Origin of the sequence: Fibrobacter sp. UWCM, from assembly GCF_900129735.1 — a bacterium.
Classification (GTDB): Bacteria; Fibrobacterota; Fibrobacteria; order Fibrobacterales; family Fibrobacteraceae; genus Fibrobacter.
In genome coordinates this window covers 224124-249252 of sequence record NZ_FQWR01000003.1, presented here as the reverse complement: position 1 = coordinate 249252, position 25129 = coordinate 224124, and the positions used below count along the sequence as shown (strand labels likewise).

The following is a 25129-nucleotide window of genomic DNA, read 5'->3' as shown; positions in this document are numbered from 1 at the left end:
GGATCGTATAGCGTAGGATTATGTGTGGGGGAGATGATGACGGGAATGGGGAATAAACGAAAAACCCTCTCTTTCGAGAGGGTTTTATCGCGGGATAGACGAGGCTTGAACTCGCAACCTCCGGCGTGACAGGCCGGTGCTCTAACCAAAATTGAGCTACCACCCCAGAGTGGTTTTGACCGATAAATCAGTCAACGAGCCAAATATACAAATGATATTGCTTCTTGTCAAGTGGATTTTTGTCTTTTTCTAAAAAATAAATGGAATTTTGGCTAATGTGCCATTGGGATATCCAAAATAGTACGTAACCCGTGCCGATACTGGGCTTTGGCAATAATCTTTAAAAATGGGTACCAAATGGGGTTGTTTTGTTCGTTTTGGTACCCATTTTTTAGAACAAAGTAATTGTTTAGGAACGCAGAGAAGGGTAAAATGTGTGCAAAATGGCTCCGGATGGGTACTAAAATGTGTTTTTTGTCTGTTTTGGTACCCACTTGCGGTCGAATTATGCTCAAATGCAATTGAATATCGTATGACGGGTTGTGTATAAACTAAAATTTTGGGTACCAAATGGTTCGATTAGAGGTAATTTGGTACCCATTTTGGACTGATTTCTGTTTTTTTGGGTCTGGATCCTTCGCCCTGTCGTCCTAATGGTCTCCAGGGTTCTGGATGACACTGTCTAACGACAGTGTCACTTCTGGCCGGGGTACTTGACACGCGTATGGAACGTGCCGTCCAGGCTGTGCAGGAATTCCTTTTCGAGCTTGAAGAGTTCCCTGATGGAGAGGTCGCACTCGCTGAACTGCCCCTCGTCGAACCTGCCGTGGATGGTCTTGTGGATCATGTCGGCAATGGCCTCTGGGCTCTGGTCGGTCATGGAGCGGCTTGTCGCCTCGATGATGTCGGCGAGCATGAGGATTGCCGTTTCCTTGGTCTGCGGCTTGGGCCCGTTGTAGCGGAACTTGGATTCGTCGACGGTCTTGCCTTCGGCCTTGGCCTGTTCGACAGCCTTGTAGTAGAAGTACTGTATGAGCGTTGTACCGTGGTGCTCGCGGATGCCTGCGGTAACGATGTCGGGCAGCTTGTATTCCTTTGCAAGCATCGCGCCGTTTTCCACGTGCCCGACGATGATGGAGGCTGAGTATTCCGGCCTGTTGTCGTCGTGCGGGTTGATTCCCTGCTTCTGGTTTTCGGTAAAGTACTCGGGGCGCGTCGTCTTGCCTATATCGTGGTAGAGCGCCATGACGCGCACTAGGAGCGCGTCGGCGCCGATGCTTTCGGCAACCTTCTCGGCAAGGTTAGAAACCTGGATGCTGTGGTGGAACGTGCCCGGCGCAAGTTCGGAGATGCGCTTGAGCGCAGGCCTGTTGAAGTCGGACATTTCCATGAGCGTGAGGACGGTGGTGATGCCGAAGATGCGCTCGATGAGGTGGATAAAGAACACCGAGGCGATTGCCGTGCAAATCATGATGTTCACGGAGCCCGCGATAAGCGTCTGGTAGAAGGGGATGACACCCATGCGGTTACGCAGCAGGAACATGACGCATATTGCGCCTGCAAGCCCCACGATACCCGCGATGATGGACCAGATGAACTGGATGCGGTAACGGATGCGTATGAGCGGGGAGGTGAGGATGGAAAGCACGCAGAACACGGCGACCGTCGCGGCGAGGTCGTAGCCGTTCAGGATGCCGAAGATGATGGACGAGAATGCACTGAAGGCGATACCCACGCGCTGTTCGTAGAGCACCATCGCTATAACGGGCGTGAGGGCGAACGGGTACATCCACATGAAGTCAATGCCCTCGGGGAGCGGCATCATTTCGAGCTTGTTGAGGTTGCCCGAGAAGTTGTGCATGAGCCAGTAGACGGCGAGCTGGAGGGCGATGAGCGCCATAAGGCTCCAGAGCTGGCGCGGGGTGCGCAGCGACTTGGTGGCCGTGGAGAACGCGAAGAAGCAGAACAGCACGGTAATGATGATGAAGAATACGAGCATCTGGCCATAGGGGGCCGTAAGCGTGCGTGCGTTTTCTTCTTTCTGTTGGGCCTGCTGGAACGCCTCGAGCTTTTCGAGGACTTCCTTGGTGACGGGGGTACCCTGCGTGACGATTTCGACTCCGCGCGGGACCATGCCCTTGATGAGCGTGACCTTGTTGCGGGCCTCCTGTTTGCGGGCGAGCGTCTCCTTTTCGAGGTAGAACACGTTGGGGAGCGTAAATACGTACAAGACTTCGTAGAATGCGCTCTGCAGGCCCTGTTCGGTGGGGAAGGCGCGCTGCAGCTGGCTGAACGCCTCTTCGATGCGGCGCTGGATGGGCTGGATTTCGCTCACTTCGAGCGTGTTCTCTTCGCTATCCTTGATGAGCGATACCGTGGGCTTGTTGTAGATGAGCGCCTTCGTGTTCTGCAGGTTATAGTTGTTGCTGAAAAGCTGGACTTCGGTTTCGGTCTTTGCGATGAGAGTGTTGGAAACGCCCTTCTCGAGCATGCGGTTGAAAATGGCGAGGAGCGAGTCGCGCGCCTTCGAGTTCTGGCTGAGCGGGCGGATCGCGGTGACGGACACGCGCTGCTTGAGGGTCTCGTAGATGCGGCTAGCCTGCTGCACCTTCCTCTGCAGGGAGTCTCCGTTCTCGCTGTTTGCGCCGATCGCGCTAATCTGGGCCTGCAGGTTGCCGTACTGGGCGAGCTTCTGCAGGTACTGCTTGAGGTCTTCGCTGATGCGGTTCGTCTCGTCGGTGTTGTACCCGAAGATGGCACTCACCTTCTCTTCGGCGCGCTGGCGCTCGGCTTCGATTTCCTGCTTGGACTTGGGAATGTCGAACTTGAGCGTCGAGACGATGGTGCGTGTGCTCAGCTGGCCGAGGTGCGGGTGTTCTGCCTGCAGGGCGATGTTCTTGTCGGGGAAAAGGAAGATGGCGAGCGCCGTTATGAGCACCCACCCGATAACGAGGTGTAACCTTTTCTGCTTCTTTTTCATTTTCTCTTTTCCTTTTGTTCGTAGGCGAGGAGAATGTCTTTCACGAGCGGGTGGCGCAGCACGTCGGTCGCGCCAAAGGTAATCTGCGCGATTCCGTGTATGCCCGAAAGTATGCGCATGGCGTGCTTGAGGCCGGATTCTTCGCCCTTCGCGAGGTCGACCTGCGAGGTGTCGCCCGTTATGATTGCCTTGCTGTGCGGCCCGAGGCGTGTGAGGAACATCTTCATCTGCGCGACGGTCGTGTTCTGCGCCTCGTCGAGGATGATGAATGCCCGCTTGAGCGTGCGCCCGCGCATGTAGGCGAGCGGGGCCACTTCGATTGCGCCAGATTCCTCGTAGCGGCGGAGTTTTTCTGCCGGCAGGAGTTCGGAGAGGCTGTCCTGGATGGGGCGGAGGTAGGGGGCAATCTTTTCCTTGAGGTCGCCGGGCAGGAACCCGAGGGTTTCGCCCGCCTCGACTGCCGGGCGGACCAGGCAGATGCGTTCGGCTTCGCGGTTCTCGAGGCTTGCGACAGCGAGCGCCACCGCAAGGAACGTCTTGCCGGTACCGGCGGGCCCCTTCGCGAAGATGACGTCGTTTTTTGCGACCGCCTTCACCAGTTCGACCTGCGAGCGTGTCTTGGGTGCAATCGCGACACCGAACCGGTTGCGGATGATGGGTTCGGTCGGGATGCCGTCCAGTTCGTGCACGTTCTGGGGCTGGGGGCCGCCTAAGAGGCGCTCCACCTCGGCTGCGGTGAGGATATCTCCGTTGCGCGCGACCACCTTTAATTGGTCAAGAATGGCAAATAGGCCCTGGATATCGGCATCCTTGCCCCCGACAACGGTGAGTCCGGGAAGCCTGCTCTGTATTTCAACGCAAAAACGGCTCTCCAGTAACCGGAAAACCGCTTCGTTTTCACCTGAAATCATTCGCTTCAGGTTATCTGATATGGAATAATGTTCCAAGTTGCCTACTCGGCGTCGGGACGTTCCACAGGAATACCGAGCTTGTTCTTGGCGTCGAAGATTTCCTTGCGGAGCTTATGGTTTTCTTCGGTAGCGGCCATGGCTTCGTCTTCGGTCTTCTTCAGCTTGTTTTCGTCAATGACTTCCTTGGGGGCTGCAGCCTTCTTGCTGCTGCTGCCGCCTTCGACTGCGGCGGCATCGTCACCGTCATCGTAGCTGCTATCGTCGCTACCACCGGAAGAACCGGCACAGGCGGTCAAGAGTGCAAAAGAAAGAGAGGCAAGGATAAGTTTCCATTTTTTTGTAAGAGACATTTGTTCAGGCTCCATTCTAGTCTGTGATGCCTAAAATGTATATAATTTATGGAGAAAAAAGTGTAAAAAAGGTAAATTTTATACATGCAAACGCTCAAAAACCTCAAAAAAACATATTCCCAGGTGTTTATTTCGTCGCCGGACTATGATTCCAGGGCCGTTTATGCCCGCAGGCGGCAGTTTATGCTCAAAAATCTCGATTCCTTCTGCATTTTTGCGGGTATGCCCCGCGATCCGGGGAGCGAGGAGGCTTTTACCGAGACATGGACCCGCTTTGTGCAGGAACCTTCGTTCCTCTACCTTACGGGTATAAACCAGGCGGGCTGTTACCTGGTGCTGGACCCGAAAAGCAAGTCGGAAACCCTGTTTGTGCCGCGCAAGGACCCGTTCAAGGAATTCTGGGTGGGCAAGCGCCTCGGGTATCTGGAAAAGGACAGCGATGTCGCGAGACTGACGGGAATCAGGGACGTGCGGCCGGTCGAGGAATTCGATGCCGTACTCGAAAAACTGTGCAAGAAGTACGCGAAGACGGGCTTTGCCTACGCGCTCTATTTCGATACGCTCCAGGGCGACCATAATGACAGGTTCTACCGCAAGTACGGGCGTTTCATGTCGAGGTTTTCGATGAAGTTGCGGTCCGTTGCCGAACTGCACTGGAAAGACAGGCTCGTGCTCGGGCCGGAACGCATTGCCGATGCCCGCGTGACGCAGGTGGCAACGGATGCGGCCTTCCGGGCGGTACTCCCGAAGGTAAAACGCATGCAGAACGAGCGGGAACTGTACCTGACGCTCAACTACGAGATGCAGATGCGCGGTGACGGTGACCTTGCCTTCCCGACGATATGTGCGGGTGGCGCGAACGCCTGTTGCCTGCATTACGTGAAGAATGATGAACAAATTAACAAGGGGGAGTTGATTCTCCTGGATTTCGGCGTGCGGTACGGTACCCTCCATAGCGATATATCCCGCACGATTCCCGCGTCGGGCAGGTTTGACCCGCTGCAGGCGATGCTCTACCAGATTGTGCTCGATTCCGCCCGCGAGTACCAGAAGGCGGTAAGGCCCGGCGTAAGCCTGCGGGAAATCGGCGGAATCCCGTGGGAATACATTATGCGCGAACTTGATACCCGCCTGGTGAAGGGAGCCAGGGGCAAGTTCAAGCTGCTCTACGACAAGCGCCCGCATGGAGTGAGCCACTTTATTGGCGAGCAGATTCACGAGGGGGCTCCGGGGTCGCGTTCGCTGGATAGCGTCCTCGAGCCGGGCATGCTCATTTCGTGCGAGCCGGGGCTTTATGGCGAATTCGAGGCCACGATAGGCGGCAAGCGCTATCGCGAGAAGATTGGCATCCGCATCGAGGACGACCTGCTCATCACGAAGAACGGCTTCGAGAACATCTCTACCGCGATTCCCAGGGAAATCAAGGAAATTGAGAAATTGATGAAGTGAGCTGGGGCCCCTCCCGCGTGTTTTTCTTACCTGACTTTTAGTGCCCTTTTTAGAAAGTGCAGGCTACTTTTCTAGATTTGGGGCAGTCTTAATTAATAAGGCTGACATACAGGGAATTAAAAATGTGGAAAGCTAAAGGCTCCGTCCGTTACTTTTTATCAATTCTAGCAACGGCATTTGTGCAGATGGGCGTGTTTATCTATGCCCAGAAAATCCTCTCGGGTTCATTTTCCAATGCGGAGAGCGGCCAGACCTGGCAGACGTTCATGCTCCAGATTTTCTTCGTTGCGCCCTTCGTGCTGATGATCTGGCCGGCGGGGTTCTTCACGAGCCGGTTCTCCAAGAACAAGGTGCTTGCGTGGTCCTCGCTCTTTATGACCCTGTTTGTGACGGCGCAGGCGGTGCTTGTGACCTGCGACTGCCCGCGTGTCGCCTTCTGGCTTGCCATTGGCCTGTCTTCGGGATTTGCCGTCCACAGTGCTGCAAAGTACGCCATTATCCGCGAGATGTTCGGCGTCCATAACCTGAGTTACGCGAACGCTTTCCTGCAGATTTTCTCCCTGATTGGCATAATCGCCTCGAGCTGGCTTGCCATCGTTGGCGTGAACCTTATCGACCTTCAGGCGCTCGTGCGCTACGAGGCTGTCGGGGTCATTATTTCGAAGTCTGTCGTGATTCCCTGGATTCTCGTTACGGTGAGCGTGCTCGGTACGGTCGCTAGTTTCCTTATCCCGAAGGTCAAGTACAACGACAAGAACATCAAGTTCTCCGTTGCCCGCCGCCGCCTGAGCTTTGGCTGGCGTCACCGCACGCTCCGTGCCTCCATTATCGCTCTCTCGATGTTCTGGGCTCTTGCCCAGGTGTTTCTGCTTGTGTTCCAGGATGTTTCGGGTTCGCAGACGGTCAACACCATGCAGAACTACCTCGCGTTTGCCGTCGTGGGCCTCGTGGTGGGGTCCATCATTGCGGCGCATAACTCGAAGGATTTTATCGAGACGGGCTTTGTGCCGCTTGGCATGATTGGCGCATCGCTCTGTATGTTCCTTATCCCGTTCTTCGTGCATCCGGTGGCGCTCTCCATCCTCTACACGGCAATCGGTATCTTCGGCGGCATGTTCCTTGTTCCGGTGAATGCGCTCTTGCAGTACAACACCCGCCCCAACAATTCGGGCTGGGTCATTGCGCTCGCGAACATGATACAGGCCCTTGTGCTCGTGGTGTTCCTGTTCATCTATTCCTCGCTGGTCCGCTACACGTCTCTTGAACCGTCGTATTACTTTATCGGCCTCGCGCTCATTTCGGTGGGCGTGTTCTACTGGTCCATTCTGAACCTTCCGCAGGCGCTTGTCCGCTCGCTGTTGCGTCTGGTGTTTAGCCGTTACAAGATTCGCGTGCTCAACGTGGGCAATATCCCGAACGACGGTCCGGTACTCCTGGTCGGTAACCACCACAGCTTTATTGACTGGGCTATGGTGCAGATGGCCTGCCCGCGCCCGCTGTGCATCGCTAGCAACAAGGACCATTTCGAGAAGTGGTACCTGCGCTCCATGCTCAAGCGCTTGGGGAGCATCCGTATCGATAACCGCCATCCCGAAGACGCCATGAAGAAGATTCACGAGAAGCTCATGGCGGGCCACGCGGTGGTGATTTTCCCGACGGGCGAGGTGGCCCGTTCCCCGCACGTTGAACCGTTCAGCATCGACTACTCGAAGGCGGTAGAGGGCACCGACGCTCAGGTCGTGCCGTTCTACATCCAGGGCCTGTGGGGCTCCAACTACAGTTATAGCGGTTCCGACATGTACGGCGCTTCTGCGGAACGTACCGTGACCGTCGCATTTGGCGAGTCCATTCCCGCAACTACACCGGCAAACGAGGTCCGCACCATCATCCGCAACATTTCCATAAGCGCCTGGAACTATGCGGTCTCGTTCGTGAAGCCTATCGGCGACAGCTGGATTCGCACCTACAAGAAGTACGTGAAGCACGGCCCTGCCATATACAATCCCGATGGCGGGCACTTCTCCGGCTTCAAGCTGATGGGCGCGGTTATCGCATTCAGCAGGCACCTGAAGAAGATTCTTGGCCCCGACGAGAAGAACGTGGGCATCATGTTGCCGCCTTCTCCGGCAGGCGTCATCGTGAACCTCGCTCTCTGGCTCCTGGGCAAGACGAACGTGAACCTGAACTACACCTCCTCTGTGGACAACGTAAAGTTCTGTGCCGCCCGCGCCGACGTGAAAACGGTGATTACGAGCAGGCAGTTCGTGGAAAAGCTCAAGATGCGCGGGAACGACTACTCGCAGATTGCAAGCGACAAGCTCCGCATTTTCTATGCGGAAGACTTCATGAAGGTCATCCCGAAGGCAAAGATTGCGTTCTACCTGGTCTTCTGCATTATTGCACCGTGCTGGCTTATCAAGTTCTGCTTCCGCAAGCGCGTGAAGCTCGACGATATCGCGGCCATCATGTTCAGTTCGGGTTCTGAGGGAACCCCGAAGGGCGTGATGCTGAGCCACAGGAACCTCATGGGCAACATCCAGCAGCTCGCCTGTATTTTCAACGTGACCCGCGCCGACGTGATGCTTTCGGAACTCCCGCTGTTCCATAGCTTTGGCCTTACGGTGACTACTCTTTTGAACCTCACGGAAGGCTGCCCGATTGTAACCGTGGCCGACCCGACCGACGTGAAGACGATGGCGCGAGTTTGTGCGGAATTCCGTGTGACTGCGTTCGTGGCGACCCCGACGTTCTTGCGTGCATTTACGATTAGCCGCTACGTGCACCCGATGGCACTCAAGTACGTGCGCCTGATTATCGCCGGTGCCGAAGCCCTGCGCCCCGAACTTGCTACTGCGTTCCGCCTCAAGTTCGGTAAGGAAATCTACGAGGGCTACGGCTGTACCGAGACCGCCCCGGTGGCAAGTATCAATACCGAGAACAATTTGCACAGTGACTACATGACCATGCAGGTGAACAACAAGCCGGGCACGGTGGGTATGGCGCTCCCGGGCTCGCAGTTCCTGATTGTGGACCCCGATACGAACGAGCCGCTGCCTACGGGCGAGGCGGGTATGATCCTCATCGGTGGCTGCCAGGTGATGGTCGGCTACCTCAAGGACGAGGAACGCACCAAGAGCGTGATTACGATGATTAACGGCAAGCGCTACTACCGTACGGGCGACAAGGGCTTCCTCGACGAAGATGGCTTCCTCACGATTGTGGACCGCTACAGCCGATTTGCCAAGCTCGGTGGCGAGATGGTGAGCCTCGGAGCCGTGGAAAAGAAAATCCAGGATACGCCGGTGCTCGAGGGCTGCGACTACGTGGTGACCTCCATTCCGGATTCCGCGAAGGGCGAGAAGATTGTGCTCCTCTACCAGGGCGATAAGGACCCGAAGGACGTACTTTCGGAACTGCGCGCAAGCGGATTCCCCCCGATTATGCTGCCTGCGGTGGCGTATGCGGTGGAGAAGGTTCCGAAGCTCGGTACCGGAAAGGCTGACTTTACCACAGCTAAGAAACTCGCGAAAGAACTGGCGGGAGCAAAGTGACCAATGTGTAGTGTGTAATGAGGAATGACTAATTACTAATTACACACCTCACACTCCACACTCCACACCGCACACAAGTAATAGCCTATGACTGAAGGACAGAAAAATACGGGTTTGACTCCGGTACGGACGGCGCGGCTGATTGCCTGCGTGATTGCGCTTGTGGGCATGGTGTTCCTGTTTATTGAACGCGCCCTCTCGGCAGTACTCGTGATGGCTACCGACGGTGTAAAGCTCGGGCTTGCCCGCTACAACAACTTCACCGGGCGTTTCGCCTCGCAGAACTTTGCCGAGGACAAACAGCTTCTTTCGCTCCTTAAGGAGGTTCAGGGCTTGCTTCCGTCTGCCGAAAGCGCCCTGGCCGTATTCATGGTGATAGCGATTGTCCTGCTTGTAATCGCGGCGCTGGGGCTTGCCCTGCCCAAGCAGTTCGTGCATGTCCTTGTGGCGCTCAGGCTGCTCAAGTGGGAAACGGGCGAGGCCGCCCCGGAAGAGTCGGGCGAATCCCTGCGCGAAGTCATTGCGAAGGTGGGGAATGTCCCGCTCAAGAAGATTGCCCTGCCGGTTGCTGTCGTGGTGGCGGTCGTGGTTGCCTTTTTTGCAGTGCGTAGCTGCCACGAGACGGTGAAGGCTGCGTCGGTTTCCGATTCCATCGCGGAAATGCAGCAGAAGGCCGTCGAGTACATGGAAGCCCAGAAGGCGTTTTACGCGAAGAGCAAGGCGGTTGGCAATGCGGCGGCCCTGCAGATTCCCGACTCGCTATCGACAAGCGCTTTTGACTACAAGGTAACGGGCGGCCGCTTTACTGCGGTTTCGAAGGTCCTGCTGGAAAATTGCCCCGCGGGGAGCAAGTGGAGCGTGAGCGCCTCTACGAAGGGGTTCTTCGAGAAGGAACTCGTGCTGTACCGCAGTGCCCCGAAGGACAGTGCCTGCGCGAAACTGACCCCCGACTTCAAGAAACTGGGGCGCAACCAGTAGTTTCTGCACGGATTTTACACGCTTTTGGGCCCGGTATATTCCGGAGCCCTTCTTTTTTTGCGCAAAAAAGGATAAATTCAGTATTAACCGGCGCGGGTGTGTCGGAATTTTTGTGCGGTATTAATTGGAGTACGCAATGAAATTGAACAGGATGTTGGTTGGGTTTGCCGTGGCAGGGTTGGTTTCGAACGCCGCGGCCATCGAGTGGGTAAACCAGTGCGCAAGCAACGGCTTTACGTTGATTGCCGAATCGGAGCATTTTGAGGTCTGCAAGAAGCCCAAGACGGATGACGGGCAGGCGAACAACGTGTCTATCCCTACGGCGGATGCGCAGGGCGTGCTTCAGTCGCTCGAGAAGGTGTTCTCGTTCTACATCGATTCGCTCGGATGGATGCTCCCGTTCCCGAGTAGCCCCGATAAAAAACTCAAGAGCAACATCTACGTGTTCGACAACTCCGTGATGGCGGCGCTCTACGGCGGGCAGGACTACGTGAAGGGCCTGAATGGCGAATACGGGCCCGGTATGTGGATTGGCGTGGGCTCGCTGAAGGATTACTGGGGTACATCGCACGAGTTTGCGCACGGCCTGCAGGGAGTGGCGGGCTGGATGGGCAACAACAGCCATTCGGGCTGGTTTGCAGAATGCCACGCAAACTGGATGGCGCACCAGTACAACCCGAACGACGCCCACTGCGCGGAATACCTTATCAACTACCCGTTCCTCTACTACGGCTCTACGCGTGACCGTTACTGCAACTGGCAGTTCTTCGAACACCTCAAGGAGGAATTCGGCGGCGGCAACAAGGGCGCGCACGAGGTGAACCGTATATGGATGGAATCCATCCGCGATGGGGAAGCCGGCCGCATGGAACAGACCCCGTTTACGGCCATGATGAAGGTTTACGGCTGGTCGCTCGATAGCCTGAACCAGCAGTTTGGCAAGTTCGCGATGAAGAACGCGACGCTCGAATATACGCCCGCGAAAAAGGCGTTGTACAAGAAGTCCTGGGGCGATTACGAATTTGCGACGAGGCGCGAGGCTTCGGGCTGGGGCGACAATTACCGCAGGCACCCGCGCGTGACCATGCTGAACAAGATGGAATGTGCGGCGGGCGAGGCTGTTGGCGGGAATGCTAGCGAGGCGTGCGCGGACCGTTACATTTCGCCAAGCTATTGGGCTCCGCAGCGTTGGGGTTACAACCTGGTGCGCATCTACCCCGAAAAGGCGGGGAAGGTGACGGTCAAGTTCCGCGGAATCGTGCAGGACAAGCCGACCGTGAACGGTTACACCTGTTTTGGCGACAATACGGATTACTACATGGGCAAGACGTACAGGTGGTGCAACTACGCGCCGGATGCGTTGCCGGACCCGGCTTCGGGCTGGACTGTCGGCCTTGTGGCGGAAGGCAGCGATGGCACGCCGCGTTACAGCGAGATGAAGCATGGCACGGGATTCAATCTGGAAATCGAGACGAAGGCTAACGACAAGGCCTTATGGCTGGCTGTCACGGCGACCCCGACCGAGATGCAGACGATTCTCTGGGACCAGTTCTACTACAGCATCTATCGCTACCCGTACATGATCGAAGTCGTAAACGGCGCTCCCGAAGGCTACAACAAGGATTTCTGGAAGCCTTCGAATGCGAGCGGCTACAAGCAGCATAGCAACGGCGGTGGCCTCGTGAGCAGCAAGGCGAAGGTCGATGCGAGCGTGTACGTGGGCCCCGACGCGGTCGTGAACGGCGGAACGATTAGTGGGAACGCGCGAATCGAGGATTTCGCGGTCGTTAACGGCGGGACAATTAGCGGGAACGCGACTGTCCGCGGGCGTGCGCTCGTAACCGCGGGTACAATCTCCGACGATGCCGTGCTCGAAGAAGACGCCTGGCTCGTGAGCGGTACCATCAGCGGGCACGCGAAGGTGGGAGCGATTTCGATTATCGTGAACACCACCGTGACGGACTACGCGCAGGTCTATGGCGTGATGTGGGCGGTAAACGGCAAGAAACTTTCCGGCACGGCCCAGCTTCGCGGCGACCTCGAGAACAACTTCACGAAGGAACTTACGAAGGGCGTGTTCTACGGCATGGTCGACGACGGCATGCTGAACAATGCGAACTACGGCGCGAACCTCACGACGCCCCCGACCGACGCGACCGCAAGTATCGAGAATGCGCAGTGGTACACCGTAGCCGACGATTCTACGTCGGTAGGCCCCGGGGACGATTCGACGACGGTTAACCCGGTTCTTACGGGCAAGCGTGCTGTGGATTCGCAGAAACCACGACTCTACTTCGATTCGAAGGAACAGTCCCTGTTTGTCCGCGTCAAGAAAAACGGACGCGAGTACCGCTACCGCGTGAGCGGCAAATCATATTAATTTATATTTATCCTGATGATAAAATCAGGAACGCTTGTAAAGTTTTTTGCCTTTTTGTTGGGAGCGTTTTCGCTTTCGTATTCTTGCGATGGCCGCTCAGCGTGCGAAGGCGGTTGTGCCATTTTCCTCAATGCCCTCGATTTGAGAAAAAATCCGCAGATGGAGGAATTGTTTGCTTCCATTGATGATTCCCTGTATGCGAGAAAAATCAATAACGGGTTTCAAAAGTTAGAACTGGCTGGGTTGTGCGGGTGCGATCCCGGTGGAATTTTTCTGGAATCCCGTCACAAGGATTTGATGGATTCCGGTTGGGCCCTTAACTGGTGCGGAAATCCTGATTCTATTGTTTATTTCGACGATTATAGTATGGGAATGAATGAAACTGTGGTGCGGAGTAATTCAGTCTTGTCGCAAAATATAAGCGCACTGAAAAAGTTAATTAAGGAAAATGGTTGCCCCGTTGATTCCGTCTATGAAATTATTTCAGACGATTTAAAGCCTGAAAATGCAAAAAAGGGAATTTATGTTACCGATTTGAATATTCGTGATAGAGCTATTGTTGTTCCCGCTTATGTGCGCATCTTAAAAACGTATCATCCCAACGGAAAATTGGCACAGAAAATACAGTTTAAACAAGGTAAACGTGATGGAACCGATATTTGGTATTATCCAACTGGAAAGAAATTTAAGGTGACGGACTTTAAAAATGGGGGGCGTCATGGAAATGAAATAGAATATGATGGATCGGGTCGAAAGATTTACGAGGAACCCTATAGGAATGGGAAATCGCACGGCATAAAAAAGTATTACGATGAAAAAGGGCGAATTTGGGCAAAACAGAAATACGAGGATGGAGTGGAAATATCCTCGGAAAGGATAAGTACTGACGAAGAAATGTAGCGTTGAGCAAGCTACAGGAAAAACTTCTGGTTGATTTCAATTTCAAGGCCTGCGTATTGCGGGCCAAATTTTTTGCGCAGTGTGGTGGTGAGCCCGTCGGAGGTGCCCTTGTACGGGTAGTTGAAACGCACCGTCATCTGCGGGTAAAGGCGCTTGATTTCGTCCTTGATGACCTGCGCAAGTGCGCATTCTGTGGGGCGGCTCGGGTCGTACAGGATTCCGATATCGGCATTGCGGGTCTTGCCGTTCAGTACGGGCGTAAAGCTGTGGATGCCGAGGTGAACGATGGCCGCTTCAGGTCGCTGAGCCTGTCGAAGCGACCCTATGTTTTTAGAGACAAACTTTTCGATGTTCTCGCGGTATTCCGTCCAGTAGGCGGAGGCTTGGGCCTTTACTTTTGCGGCGGTCGCGGGGTCGCTTTTTTCGAGTTGTTTATAGTAATCGCTGAATGCGCTCTTGTTGGTGATGGTGCGGTTCAGGTCGACGAACAGACGCGAAAATTTCCCTTCGCAGTGGAATTCGGGCTTCGCGAACTTCACCAGCTTGCTGAATACTGCGCACGCTCCGATATCGTAGGCGCGGTGCGTCTCCAGGACTTCGGCGGGAACAGTTTTCTTGAACGCTGCGGGTAACTTGTTGCTCGCATGCTCGCAAGTGAGGATAAGGATTTCGCGCGCGTCTTGTTTCATCAATCAATTCCGTACAGTCTGTTCTCCGCAAGGCAGTGGGCGAGACGGCCGTATTCGTACACGAAGTCATCCCGGTCGGGGTCTGCACCGATGTTCTTCACGAGGGCGCTGGCGAGCGTGCCGCGCTTGAGCATGCTAGCGAGCAGTGCCTGCGAGTGGTCGGAAATCTTGCTGCGGACTTTCTCCGTGATGCGTTGTACGAGTTCGCCTGCGGTGATTTCGCTCGCGTCAATGTTCCAGACATTCAGGAAATCACGGTCGTTTATTACCGTCTTTTCGGCAAAACGCGTGGTGGCGAGCAGAATTTTCGCGAGGGCGTCCGTATCGAGGGTGCGAATTTGCGACCCATTCGCAAATTTGCCTTCCACAAGACCTTTCAATACGGCGACTTCCCATTCGGCAATCGCGATGTCTGCATCGGGGCATTCCTGAATGTCGACCAGACGGATTTCAATAGCCCCACGGTCAAAACGGGCGATGGCCCCGCGGCTATTCAAGAAGAAGTGGTTCAGCAGGTGGTCGGGATCGTACGGTGCGATATCGGCCTTTACTTTGTTAAAAATTTGTTCCTCGTAATCCTTGTAGGTAAAGACCGCTTCGGGAATCACTTTGCCCGTGATGCTCGGGATTTTCTCCTGGTTGTGGCGGTAGGTCTCGATTCTCCCGTCCATGTAACCGCAGTATTTGCTGTCCAAAAACGGGCTGGAGGCCGCTACTGCGGGAATCAGCGGGAGCAATGCGCGGATGGCTGCGTGCAATTTGCCGAATTCCTCATCGCCGTGGAAAGAGAGGTTGATGTGGGTGGATTGCAGGTTCGCCCAGCCGTGCCCCTTGCAGTTGAAAATGCGGTCGTATGCCTGATAGATGTCGAGGCAGTCGTAGGGCCAGAGCTGCATTACGGCGGGGTCCATAAAGGGGTGTGCCGCCGTGGGCAAAAGCATCGCGTTGATGCTCTTGAGTGTTTCGTTCGCCTTCACGATTTCGTGATGGAAGGTCTTGCCCAAATGCTTGAGGCTGTCGACAGGTTCTGCGCACTTGAATTCCAGCACGTGGCTCACGAGTTCGTTTGAAAGCCCGATGGGGCCGTGTTCCACGTCAGAGAGCTGCTCGCCGTTCTTGTCTTTTCCGAGGGCCACGTCGGCACGCGGGAGCACATCGAGCGTGTTCCTGTCCACGATCATGTATTCCATCTCGATGCCGTAACGCTGCCAAAGTTTGTAATTAGTCATTAGTCATTAGTTGTTAGTTAAAGTTAGGCGGCGAAGCCGCGATTATAAAAAGCCAATGACCATTGACTAATGACTATTGACCTTTTATATGATTTTTTTATCCGGAATTTTAGAACCATTCCTTCTCGTGCATTTGCAGTTTGTGTTGTGCGGCGTTCATGCGTTCCTCGATGCGGTGGCGCAGCGATCTCATGACGGCAAGGTAAACTTTGCTCTTGCCCACGCCATCTTCGATGCCCGCGTCGATACTCGGGTTGTCGTTCACCTCGATTACAATCGGGTGCCCGTGCCATTCCTTAAGGTCGACACCATAGAGCCCGTTGCCAATAAGGCTACAAATCTTGAGGGCGGTCTTCACGATTCCGTGCGGCACCATCTCTATAGGGATGCTTTCGCACTTGCCCGAGAAGGATTCGCTCTGCTTGTCGTCGCTTTCCCAGTTGTAGATTTGCCAGTGGCCCTTCGCCATGTGGTACTTGCAGGCGTAAAGCGGCTTGCCGTCGAGTACGCCCACGCGCCAGTCGAATTCCGTCGGCGTGAATTCCTGCGCAATAAGCAGGTCGCTGTGCTCGAACATCTCGTCGAGAATCTGTTCCAGTTCTTCTTTGTTGTTCGCCTTCTTCACGCCCATCGAAAAACTCGAATCCGGCGACTTGATGACCATCGGGAACCCGATTTCCTTGGCGAGCGTGTGGCGGTTTTCGGCGTGCGCGATAATCGTCTTCGGTGAATGGATTTTTGCCGCCTGCATCAGTTCTTGCAGGTACACCTTGTTGGAGCAGCGCAATATGCTGTCCGGGTCGTCGATGACGGCGATGCCCAGCGACTGTGCACGGCGTGCAAAACTGTAGGTGTAGTGGTTCACGTTTGTCGTCTCGCGGATAAACAGCGCGTCGAATTCGCCCACGCGCGGGTAATCCTTGCGGGTAATCATCTCCACGCGGAATCCCGTATCTTCTGCCGCCTTCACAAAGTGCTGTATGGCTTCCGCGTTGCTCGGCGGCTCCACTTCGTCCGGGTTCGTGAGGATGGCGAGGTCGTACAGGTAATCCTCTTCCTTGCTGGAGGCATAGCGGGTCTTCTCGAAGTATTCCTGCGCGAACTTGTCCACGAATTCCATGTGCGATTCGGGAATCTCGTCCACGCAAATCGGGCGGATGCTCTGGATGAACCACTTCTGCTTGAACACGAATTTCGCGCGCAGGAGCGGGGCCTGGAACAGGCGGTAGAGTTCCTGCGAAAGTTCCAGGTATTGCGGGCTCACGTTCTGCCCAAAGTAAATCGAGAGCACGAATTCCGTGCCGGTGAGCTTGTGCAGGCTTTTTTGGATAAGGTTGTCGATTTCGTCGGAGATGTGCTTGATTACGGCCGGGGCCTTGAAGTCGCGCATGTTCTTGACGCCCGGGATAACCTTGTGCCCGCGGGCCTCGGCCAAAAGCGACACGTAGTAGCCCTTGCTCTGGTAACTGTAATCGCGGCAGAGGTTGAATACGCGCAGGTTGCGCTCGTTCGTGTACTTGCTCGAAATCAGGTAGTCCTGCGCCGAGATGATGTCTATGCCCGGAACGTGTAACTTCCAGTGCTTGGGATTGTTTACAACGATTAACTTTTTCATGATCCTATTTCTTATTCTCTATAACAAGCACGTTGCCGTCGTAGGTCATGACGCCGAGCAAAATGCTGTGGAGCAGGCGGAACTTGTCCACCTTGTAGTAAGGCGTCTTGTGTAACGGATTGGTGCCGTCGGGGTCGGCCACCATGAACTGTTTCTTTTCGTCGATGCCGTACACCACGACGAAATGCCCCATGGGCTCGCCGTGGATGTCGTCGAATACGGACTTGTCGTCCTTGCCGGTGAATTCCCGCATGCTGCGGTACAGGTAGGTGGCCGAAAGCCCGCAGAGCACGGGTACGCCCTTCTTGAAGTATTTCTCGAACATGGCGGAGCGCAAGTCCTCGAACGCAACCTTTCCGCCCAGGTCGATAAAGCGGATGTACGCCTCTATTGCTTTCCGGAGTTTGGGAGCGTGCTTTGCCTTGTGCAGGAGTTCCAGCTTCGCCTTCAGTTCGGGCATGCTGAGCGTGCTCCACGTGGGGTCCAGGAGCGTGAGGTTGTACGAATGTAGCGTGACCTTGAACCCGCGCTTCAGGGCATCGATGCCGAGGAACACGCCGAGCGTTCCGCCGTCTTCCAAAAATTCAATTTCAGAAATGAGCTGCTTTAAAGAAATCTTGTAGCCGAGGTGGTTGTAGACCGCCTGGAGGCTGGTGGGCCCGCACGTTACGTCGTCGGGCTGCTGCAGAATCTTGATGTCCATCGTATTGCCTTTATATGCCTTTTAAGCCGGAGGTTTATCCGTTCTCGTCTGGCGGCTGTCGGGATGTTTTCCCGGGTCGTCGATGGGTATGTCAAATATAAAAATTAGTCGTGGATGGCGTTCTTGAGGCCTTCGATAAGGCGTGCGAATGCGGCGTCCGTTTCCATCTCCTTCTTGACGCTCTTGATGGCGTGAACCACGGTGGAGTGGTCCTTGCCGCCGAAGCGAGAGCCGATGCTCTGCAGGCTGATGGAGGAACATTCGCGCATGAGGTACATCGCGACTTGGCGGGCCTTGGAAATTTCCTTGGTGCCGCGGCCGGGTTCTGTGAGTTTGGCCTCGGGAACCTCGTAGTGCTGCGATACCGTGTGGAGAACGGCGTCGAGGCTTACGCGGCGGCGGAGAGTCGGGGCGATTTCTGCCGCGACCTTCTGCGCGATGCTCATGTCGATATCGTGGTTCATCAGGCTCGACTGCAGCGTGAGCTTGATGATGGCGCTTTCGAGGCAGCGCACGTTGCTTGCAATCTTTTCGGCGAGGAAGTGCAGCACCTCGTCGCTAATCTCGAGGTGGCGTTCTTCGGCCTTCTTGTGGAGAATGGCTTCGCGGGTTTCCACGTCGGGCGGCTGGATGTCCACAGTAAGGCCCCAGGAGAAGCGGCTCACGAGGCGGTCGGAGAGGTTCTTCACTTCGCCCGCGGGCGCATCGGAGGTAAGCACGATCTGCTTGCCGGCCTGGTGCAGCGCGTTGAATATGAGGAAGAACTCGTTCTGCGTCTCGTATTTGCCGGTCCAGTTCTGGATATCGTCAATGAGGAGGATGTCGACCTCGTTACGGTAGAAGTCGCTCATCTCGGTCACGCGACCGTCGCGCAGGCACTTCATGTACTGCTGTGAAAAGTCTTCGCTGGTAAGGTAGCACACGCGCTTGTTCGGGTCTTCCTCGAGCACGTAGTTGCCGATGGCCTGCAGCAGGTGAGTCTTGCCGAGGCCCGAGGAACCGTAGATGAACAGCGGGTTGTACTGCGTGCCGTCGGGATTCTTTGCGACAGCGATTGCCGCATTGAACGCGAGCTGCGCCTTGTCGCCGGGCACAAAATTCTCGAAGCGGAAACTGGGCGAGAGAGGCACGCTCGGCTTGAGGAAATCCCTGAAGGTGTTGTCAGTCTCGGTATTTGCCTTCGGGGCAACTTCCTGCGGCTGGAACTCGAATTCCATGGGGGTCTCGCTGTGCGTGGCCTCTTTCCAGCCAAGCTTGATGAGTTCCTTGTAGGCGGCATAGACCTTAGTATCCAGTCCGGGCTGCACCGAAATGACGGCGTGACCGGTGGTCTGGTTTACCATCTTGGTCTGGGCGAAATAAGTCTTATAGACGGAATCGGAGAGCATTCCGCGCAGGTAGTTCAGGCATCTTTCCCATTCGACTTGCATAACGCGTTCTATCCCTTGTCCGGCAGTTTCCGGGACACGAAAATCTATCAACAGTTGGACTCTAAATTTATAAAAAAATGCTTTGATGTTGATAAGTCTAGCGAGGTGACCCTGAAAAAGGCCTTTTTCGAGGTCGGACCGGCACCGTAAGTCCTTGATACACCGTAAGTTATGAATTCCGGCGTGCGGTGGGCTGCTCGACCCGCCTTCCGGGCCTGGAAACTCCCCGAAAGACGGCATTTTGTACAAACTAACGGGCTGTTTTGGCACGCGCCGGCGGTTTTGGCCCGGTTCTCTGCCAGCCTGTTTTGGGCCTTGTTTTTTGCCGAAATTTCTATATTTGAGCCCGTATGGAATACCTTGATAAACTTGATTACGTGATATGGCTGCCCCTTTTGCTGTGGGTGGCTCTCTATTTTTGGTTCTGGCGTTTCTCGTACCCGCTTTTTATGCATAAGATGGTCAAGAAGGGGCAAAGATGGGCGTATGTCTCGGGCTCGTCCGCCGAAATCCATTCCCGTAAGGCGAAACTCCGCCTGCTGAATTTCGTGTTCTCGCTCGTTGCCTCGGTCGCGCTCTCGGTGAGCGTCTGTTGGCTGTTCCGCAGGTTCGGCATTTGCGAGCCGGTCTACGGCCTTGTGGCGATTGCCCCGGCGATGATTCTGGCCGCAGTGCTCTACAGTATTGCGATGGGCCGGATTGCCGCGATGTTCACCTCCGCATATTTCTTGGAATACCGCAAGGTGCGCTATGAGACGGAAAGCAAGGGCACGTTCATGAGCGAGCCCGATATCCACAACCGTACTATCTGGAGTTACAACAAGAAGCTCCGCCACGCGCAGGAACACAGGCGCTTTTGGAAGTACGTGAGGGCGATGGCGAAAACGAAGAAGATTCCGCCCGATGTCTACGCCGAGACGATGTACTAGTTTTGGCGCGAATGTCGAAGGGTGACGGACAAAAGGGTGATTAGGATTTTATAACTTTATGTACAAGGTCAATAGTCATTAGTCAATGGTCATTAGTTTTTTTTTGCGGTAATGCCGCCTGACTTCAACTAATAACTAATGACTAACAACTAATAACTAGTAACTAGAAAATGGCGAATATACTTGATTCACTTGGAATGGGCGAGGATGTGCTCGAAGGCAAGAAGGCGTGGCTTTACGCCGAGGAAATCCTGCTGCACGTTTCGCGTACGTTCGCGCTCAATATCAATGTGCTCAAGGGACGGCTCCACAGGAGCATCCTGCTTGCGTACCTGTACCTGCGCATAGCCGATACGGTGGAAGACGACCCCGACATGAAGGCCTCCGAGAAGGAGGTGCTGCTCGGGAAATTCGCCGACATTTTTAGGACCGCCGATTTGCCCGATGGGGCGATTGCTGCGTTCGAAGATGCCCTGCCCGAAAGCTGGCGCAAGTCCGATCACCCGTACATGAACCTGTGCCTGCATACGCACGTGGTAGTGCCTCTCCTGAAGGAACTGCCCGAGGTCTATGCCGCCCCGGTGCGCGCCGTGACTATCGAGATGTGTCATGGCATGGCGAAGTTTGCGCTTAGGCAGGAGGCCGCGCTCTTTTCCGGCTGGTTCACGCTCGAGAGCGTTGCCGACCTGGACGAGTACTGCTATTACGTTGCAGGCATTGTCGGGAAGCTGCTCACGAACCTGTTTGCGGCCGATACCTGCCTGATTGGCGATGCGCGCAAGGCCGAGATGCAAAAACTTGACGTGAGTTTCGGGCTTGCGCTCCAGGTGGCGAACATCGTGAAGGACTGCATGGAGGATTCGACCCGCAGGGTGTGCTTCGTGCCCGAGGAAATCTGCCGCCGCCACGGCTTCGAGCATTCCTACGACATGTTCAACCTGCCGGTAGGGGTAGCGGACGAGGTGCGGGCCGATTTCGAGGCACGCCGTGCCGCCGTGATGGAAGAACTCGTGAAGAAGGCGTGGGGGCACCTGGACGATGCCATCGCGTACACGAAGCTCGTGCCGAACGTGAAGATGCGCACCCGACTCTTCTGCCTGTGGCCGCTCTTTATGGCAGCAGAGAACATGAAGCTTATCGGCGACGGCTCGGGCCTGTTTGCTGCCGACAAGAAGATGAAGATTACCCGCGATACGGTGAAGCGTATCGTGAAGTCCACGTCGATGCATTTCTATTCCGACCGCTGGATTGAGAAAACCTATTTGCAATTGAAAAAAGGGGTGATGTCATCCTGAGCGGAGTGCGTAGCACGAAGTCGAAGGATCTCCCTGTGAAATTAAGAGTATAAGGCAACGTATGAAGTTCTACAACAAATGGCCGTTCCATATTGCCGTAATCGTTTTTAGCATTGTGGCAGACCAGCTCACGAAACTGTGGGCGCTTGCCCGGTTCACGAACGAGACCGGCGCGCCGAACCATGACGTGATAAACATCCTCGGCGAATTCCTGCGCTTCCAGCTGGTGTTCAACAAGGGTGCCGCGTTCAGCAGCCGCCCGCAAGACCTGATGCCGTTCCTTTCGCCGACCGTTTTCTTTATATTGATATCGCTTGTCGCCGTCGTAGTGATGGGCTGGTTCTACAAAAATATCGACAAGCGCGACTGGATGAGCCGCCTTGGCGTGGTGATGATTCTCGGCGGTGCGATTGGCAACTTCATCGACCGCATGCGCCTCCAGATGGTCGTGGACTTTATCGACTGCGACTTGCCCGACTTTATCATGACGCGCTTCCCGACGTTCAACGTCGCGGATTCCTTCGTCACGGTAGGTGTCACCATCGTGATTCTTTCACCGTTTATCCTGAAAGAGATTCACAAACAAATTAAGGAAGAAAAGGAACAGGCTAAGTCCTAGAAAAGATCTTCGATCTTATACCCGAATTTCACGATTGCTCCGGATTCCCTGATCCGGAGATTTTTTTTGTGGGCGAGGCCTTCGAGAATGGCGTCGTCGATGCGCCCCTGTATCTGGTCGGGTGTGCCTTCGAAGGAAATTTCTGCGGGTTCCTGTGCGCCGTCGGGCAGCCACTCGCGGGCGGGGATTCCGGCTGCTTCCTTGATGATGGCTGCAACCCGGTAGTCGGGGTCGATTTCGAAGATTTGCTCGTAGATAAAGGTGTCGTCGTCGGGGGTGTTCGCCTTGCAGGAAAATGCGGGTTCAGTCGAAAGCCTGAGCGCCTTCGGATCGCAAACCGATATGGAGCCCTTGTAGCCTTGAGCGTTAAACCATTCCCAGACCTTGTTAATCATAATACCTTTTTCCGCAGATTGTTCTTCTTGTCCCATATTTATAATTAAATTTTGGACATGACAAGGTTAAATGTTATTTTATTGGCAATTATCGCGACCTTTTTGTGTTTCGCCTGCTCTAATCCCGAAGTGGAGAACGAAATCCGCCTGCTCGAATCGAAGAAAGTAGAACTTGAGGGCCAGATACAGGCTCTGCAGGTCCAGGTCGATTCTCTCCAGAAAGAAAACAAGAAAATGCAGGACAAGCTATCCGCGCTCGACATGAACTAGGCGCGGATAGCAGGCAAGCCTAGCCAATCCAGTTCATGCGCCCGGTAAAGCGAACCTCTTCGGGGACGACCTCGAATGTGCAGCTGATTTCGACAGCGGCGTTTTTCGGGAGTGCGCTCACGCCGACGGCGGTACGGGCGTGCTTCCCGTTTTCACCGAGAATCTGGACTGCGAGTTCGCTTGCGCCGTTGAGGATAGCGGGCTGCTCGTGGAAGTCCGCGGCGGACTGCACAAAGCCCTGCATCTGCACGAGTTTGAGGGTCTCGCCGTGTTCGAGTTTTGTCATGGCGGCGGCGATGTTGTTCAGGAGGCAGATGCGGGCGGCTTCGGTAGCCTTTTCAATGGAAAGTTCGTTCGGGACTGTGCCGCAATAGGCGGAAAAATCCCCCTTCACGGAAGGGAGCTGGCCCGATACTGCAATCACGTTGCCGAAGCGCGTCGCGGGCACGTATGCGGCAAGCGGTGCGGGGCATTCGGGTAGGGTGAGCGCCAGTTCTTCGACTTTCTTCTTGATATCCATAAAATTCTCCTGTTATTCGTGTACAAGATAACAAAAATTATTGCCTACTTGTTCTTGAACACCTTGACAAAGCAAAATACGCACAGTCCAATGATGGCCGCCCAGGACGAGAGCATAAAAACGAGTCCGCTGGTGGTGAATTCTGCATCCATGTTATGCCTCCTTCTGTGTTTCGGTTTCGTCGGAATTGCCCATAGGCATCTTCTGTATGCCTGCGTTACGGCCCTGTTCTGCGGTGCCGCCCTTGCGCCATGCGTATGCGATGGCGACGTTCAGGAGCACGATGACGAGCAGCAGGAACCCGCGGAACGCCCAGGTGAAGCCCTTCTGCGGGAATTCCATACCGAGGAAGGTGACCTTCGCCGTGTCGGCGATGTTGCTGAGCGTGATAATCGGGAGGCCGTCTGTAAACGTGAACGAGATGAGCAGGATGATGAGGTATGCCGGGCAAACGTACTGGATGATGGGCCTGAAGAAGCGGGGGAGCTTTAGCTTTGCACCCACGTTCATGAGACCGAAGGCGACGTTCTCGTTCGGGTCGCCGATGGTGTCTTCGCCCTGGTAGAACGATTCGTTCGAGATGACCGCCTTGCGGCGCCCGAGCACGAAACTGAACATGATGGCCTGGATGGCCCCGAACACCACGAGCAGGAAGGTGCCGCCCCAGAAGTCGAGTTCGTCGACCGTACCTGCGGCAAGCCCGAAGATGGCGGTGAGGCTGCCGATAAACGTGATGGTGCTGATGGTCGCCACGGACTTTTTGCGGGAGAACTTGAGGTCGTCTTCGCAGAAGCTGATGAGCGGCTGGATGATTGAAATTGCACTCGTGATGCCCGCAAAGAATAGCATCGCGAACCAGATGGTCTGCAACAGGCCTCCGAGCGGGAGCGTGCCGAACACGTAGGGCATGGTCTGGAAGCCGAGGCCGAAGGTGCCGAGCTTTGCGCACTGCTCGATGTCCGCGCCCGCGATAAGCACGGCTATCGGGATGACGACCGTACCGCCGATGATGATTTCGGCAAAGCCGTTCGTGGCGCTAGCGGTAAGCGAGGAAAGCGTGAGGTCTTCCTTGGGCTTGAGGTAGCTTGCGTAGCAGAAGATGATGCCCATGCCGAGGCTCATGGTGAAGAACACCTGGCCTGCTGCCGCCATCCATACCTTGGGGCTGGCGAGTTCGGAAAGGTTCGGGTTCCACATGAAGGCGAGACCCTTGCCGATACCGTCGAGCGTGAGCACGCGTGCTACGAGAATGAGACCCATGATAAGGAGGATGGGCATGCATATCTTGTTTGCGCGCTCGATACCCTTGCGCACGCCGAACGAGAGCACTCCCATGTTGCAGGCGAACGTGATGAGGAAGAATATGAGGGCTACGGGAACGGGGCCCACGCAGGTCTTGAGCATGATGAAGTCGCTGAAGAACTGGGTGACCGCCTCGGGCCCGAGGGCGACCTTCTCCATGAGGGTGCCGTTGAGCGAATAGAATGCGAACGCGAGAATCCACGACTGGATGAACACGTAGTAGAACACGATGAAGATGGGCGGCAAGAGTCCGATGGACCCGAGATGCTTGGCCCAGCCCTTCTTCTTGTGGAAAATGATGTGGAACGTGCTCGGGGCGGTGCCGTAGTTGTGGCTGCCCGCATAGCGCCCGAGGCTCCATTCCATCCACGCGAGGGGAATCCCGAGAAACACGAAAGCGATGAGGTAGGGGATGATAAAGGCGCCGCCACCGTTGGTGGCCGCCTGCACCGGGAAGCGCAAGAAGTTGCCAAGCCCGACGGCGGAACCTGCGACAGCGAGGATTACGCCCAGCTTGGAACCCCAGTTTTCACGATTGCCTTGCATTGCGATACACTCCGTTTAGTAATCAAGACAAATTTAATTATTTGTCACGGAGTTGCAACTGCGTTGCAAGTTATTTTATCTGAGCGCG

Annotated in this window: 20 protein-coding genes and 1 tRNA gene; 9 read left to right on the top strand and 12 right to left on the bottom strand. The window is 55.2% G+C overall.

Annotation, left to right across the window (positions count from 1 at the left end; genetic code table 11):
• Positions 1 to 90: 90 nt before the first annotated feature.
• The 4 genes from BUB22_RS03710 to BUB22_RS03695 all read right to left on the bottom strand — a co-directional run bounded on the left by BUB22_RS03710 (position 91) and on the right by BUB22_RS03695 (position 4241).
• A tRNA-Asp gene (locus tag BUB22_RS03710) sits at positions 91 to 166 on the bottom strand.
• A 528-nt stretch (positions 167 to 694) separates the two neighbouring features.
• Complete coding sequence (locus BUB22_RS03705; protein WP_073113976.1) at positions 695 to 2980, bottom strand: HD family phosphohydrolase; 2286 nt, start codon at positions 2978 to 2980, stop codon at positions 695 to 697.
• Entirely contained in the window at positions 2977 to 3891 is a 915-nt protein-coding gene (locus tag BUB22_RS03700) for a PhoH family protein (protein WP_083535358.1), read from the bottom strand. Before BUB22_RS03700 ends, BUB22_RS03705 begins: the two co-directional genes overlap by 4 nt.
• Positions 3892 to 3932: 41 nt before the next feature.
• Positions 3933 to 4241: a hypothetical protein gene (locus tag BUB22_RS03695; RefSeq protein WP_072810647.1), complete on the bottom strand. Its 309-nt coding sequence runs from the start codon at positions 4239 to 4241 to the stop codon at positions 3933 to 3935.
• Positions 4242 to 4325: 84 nt separating this feature from the next.
• Between BUB22_RS03695 and BUB22_RS03690 the strand changes: the two genes are divergently transcribed.
• The 5 genes from BUB22_RS03690 (at position 4326) to BUB22_RS03670 (ending at position 13499) form a co-directional block, all read left to right on the top strand.
• Positions 4326 to 5690, top strand: coding sequence for an aminopeptidase P family protein (locus BUB22_RS03690; RefSeq protein ID WP_073113975.1), 1365 nt, complete (start codon positions 4326 to 4328; stop codon positions 5688 to 5690).
• 122 nt (positions 5691 to 5812) lie between these two features.
• The gene (locus BUB22_RS03685; protein WP_073113974.1) at positions 5813 to 9241 is read left to right on the top strand and encodes an MFS transporter; all 3429 of its coding nucleotides are present in this window, start codon (positions 5813 to 5815) and stop codon (positions 9239 to 9241) included.
• An 87-nt stretch (positions 9242 to 9328) separates the two neighbouring features.
• Positions 9329 to 10219, top strand: a complete 891-nt coding sequence (locus BUB22_RS03680) for a lipase chaperone (protein WP_073113973.1) — start codon at positions 9329 to 9331, stop codon at positions 10217 to 10219.
• Positions 10220 to 10355: 136 nt separating this feature from the next.
• Positions 10356 to 12599, top strand: a complete 2244-nt coding sequence (locus tag BUB22_RS03675; protein ID WP_254794619.1) for a DUF6055 domain-containing protein — start codon at positions 10356 to 10358, stop codon at positions 12597 to 12599.
• 15 nt (positions 12600 to 12614) lie between these two features.
• The gene (locus tag BUB22_RS03670) at positions 12615 to 13499 is read left to right on the top strand and encodes a toxin-antitoxin system YwqK family antitoxin (protein ID WP_083535356.1); all 885 of its coding nucleotides are present in this window, start codon (positions 12615 to 12617) and stop codon (positions 13497 to 13499) included.
• 11 nt (positions 13500 to 13510) lie between these two features.
• Here the strand turns inward: BUB22_RS03670 and BUB22_RS03665 are convergent, their stop codons facing one another.
• From BUB22_RS03665 to dnaA, 5 genes are all read right to left on the bottom strand, one after another.
• The gene (locus BUB22_RS03665; protein WP_073113971.1) at positions 13511 to 14188 is read right to left on the bottom strand and encodes an N-formylglutamate amidohydrolase; all 678 of its coding nucleotides are present in this window, start codon (positions 14186 to 14188) and stop codon (positions 13511 to 13513) included.
• Positions 14188 to 15417, bottom strand: a complete 1230-nt coding sequence (locus tag BUB22_RS03660) for a glutamate-cysteine ligase family protein (RefSeq protein ID WP_073113970.1) — start codon at positions 15415 to 15417, stop codon at positions 14188 to 14190. The genes BUB22_RS03665 and BUB22_RS03660 overlap by 1 nt, the downstream gene beginning before the upstream one ends.
• Positions 15418 to 15526: 109 nt before the next feature.
• Positions 15527 to 17032: a RimK family protein gene (locus tag BUB22_RS03655; protein ID WP_073113969.1), complete on the bottom strand. Its 1506-nt coding sequence runs from the start codon at positions 17030 to 17032 to the stop codon at positions 15527 to 15529.
• 4 nt (positions 17033 to 17036) lie between these two features.
• A complete protein-coding gene (locus tag BUB22_RS03650) occupies positions 17037 to 17735 on the bottom strand; it encodes a cysteine peptidase family C39 domain-containing protein (RefSeq protein ID WP_073113968.1) in 699 nt (232 codons plus the stop codon).
• Between the two features lie 104 nt (positions 17736 to 17839).
• The gene (dnaA, locus tag BUB22_RS03645) at positions 17840 to 19165 is read right to left on the bottom strand and encodes a chromosomal replication initiator protein DnaA (protein ID WP_073113967.1); all 1326 of its coding nucleotides are present in this window, start codon (positions 19163 to 19165) and stop codon (positions 17840 to 17842) included.
• 350 nt (positions 19166 to 19515) lie between these two features.
• On the opposite strand from dnaA, the gene BUB22_RS03640 reads away from it, so the two are divergent.
• The 3 genes from BUB22_RS03640 (at position 19516) to lspA (ending at position 22008) form a co-directional block, all read left to right on the top strand.
• Positions 19516 to 20094, top strand: a complete 579-nt coding sequence (locus tag BUB22_RS03640; protein WP_072810631.1) for a hypothetical protein — start codon at positions 19516 to 19518, stop codon at positions 20092 to 20094.
• 170 nt (positions 20095 to 20264) lie between these two features.
• Positions 20265 to 21389: a squalene/phytoene synthase family protein gene (locus tag BUB22_RS03635; RefSeq protein ID WP_073113966.1), complete on the top strand. Its 1125-nt coding sequence runs from the start codon at positions 20265 to 20267 to the stop codon at positions 21387 to 21389.
• Between the two features lie 61 nt (positions 21390 to 21450).
• Entirely contained in the window at positions 21451 to 22008 is a 558-nt protein-coding gene (gene lspA / locus BUB22_RS03630) for a signal peptidase II (protein ID WP_073113965.1), read from the top strand.
• On the opposite strand, the gene BUB22_RS03625 is transcribed toward lspA, so the two are convergent.
• The gene (locus BUB22_RS03625) at positions 22005 to 22403 is read right to left on the bottom strand and encodes a hypothetical protein (protein WP_073113964.1); all 399 of its coding nucleotides are present in this window, start codon (positions 22401 to 22403) and stop codon (positions 22005 to 22007) included. The genes lspA and BUB22_RS03625 overlap by 4 nt on opposite strands.
• Positions 22404 to 22460: 57 nt before the next feature.
• Here BUB22_RS03625 and BUB22_RS03620 point away from each other — a divergent pair, with 57 nt between their 5' ends.
• Positions 22461 to 22673: a hypothetical protein gene (locus BUB22_RS03620; protein ID WP_139258695.1), complete on the top strand. Its 213-nt coding sequence runs from the start codon at positions 22461 to 22463 to the stop codon at positions 22671 to 22673.
• A gap of 19 nt (positions 22674 to 22692) precedes the next feature.
• Here the strand turns inward: BUB22_RS03620 and BUB22_RS03615 are convergent, their stop codons facing one another.
• Positions 22693 to 23193, bottom strand: coding sequence for a RidA family protein (locus BUB22_RS03615; protein WP_072810611.1), 501 nt, complete (start codon positions 23191 to 23193; stop codon positions 22693 to 22695).
• Positions 23194 to 23346: 153 nt separating this feature from the next.
• Entirely contained in the window at positions 23347 to 25041 is a 1695-nt protein-coding gene (locus BUB22_RS03610; RefSeq protein ID WP_073113963.1) for a sodium-dependent transporter, read from the bottom strand.
• Positions 25042 to 25129 lie beyond the last annotated feature (88 nt).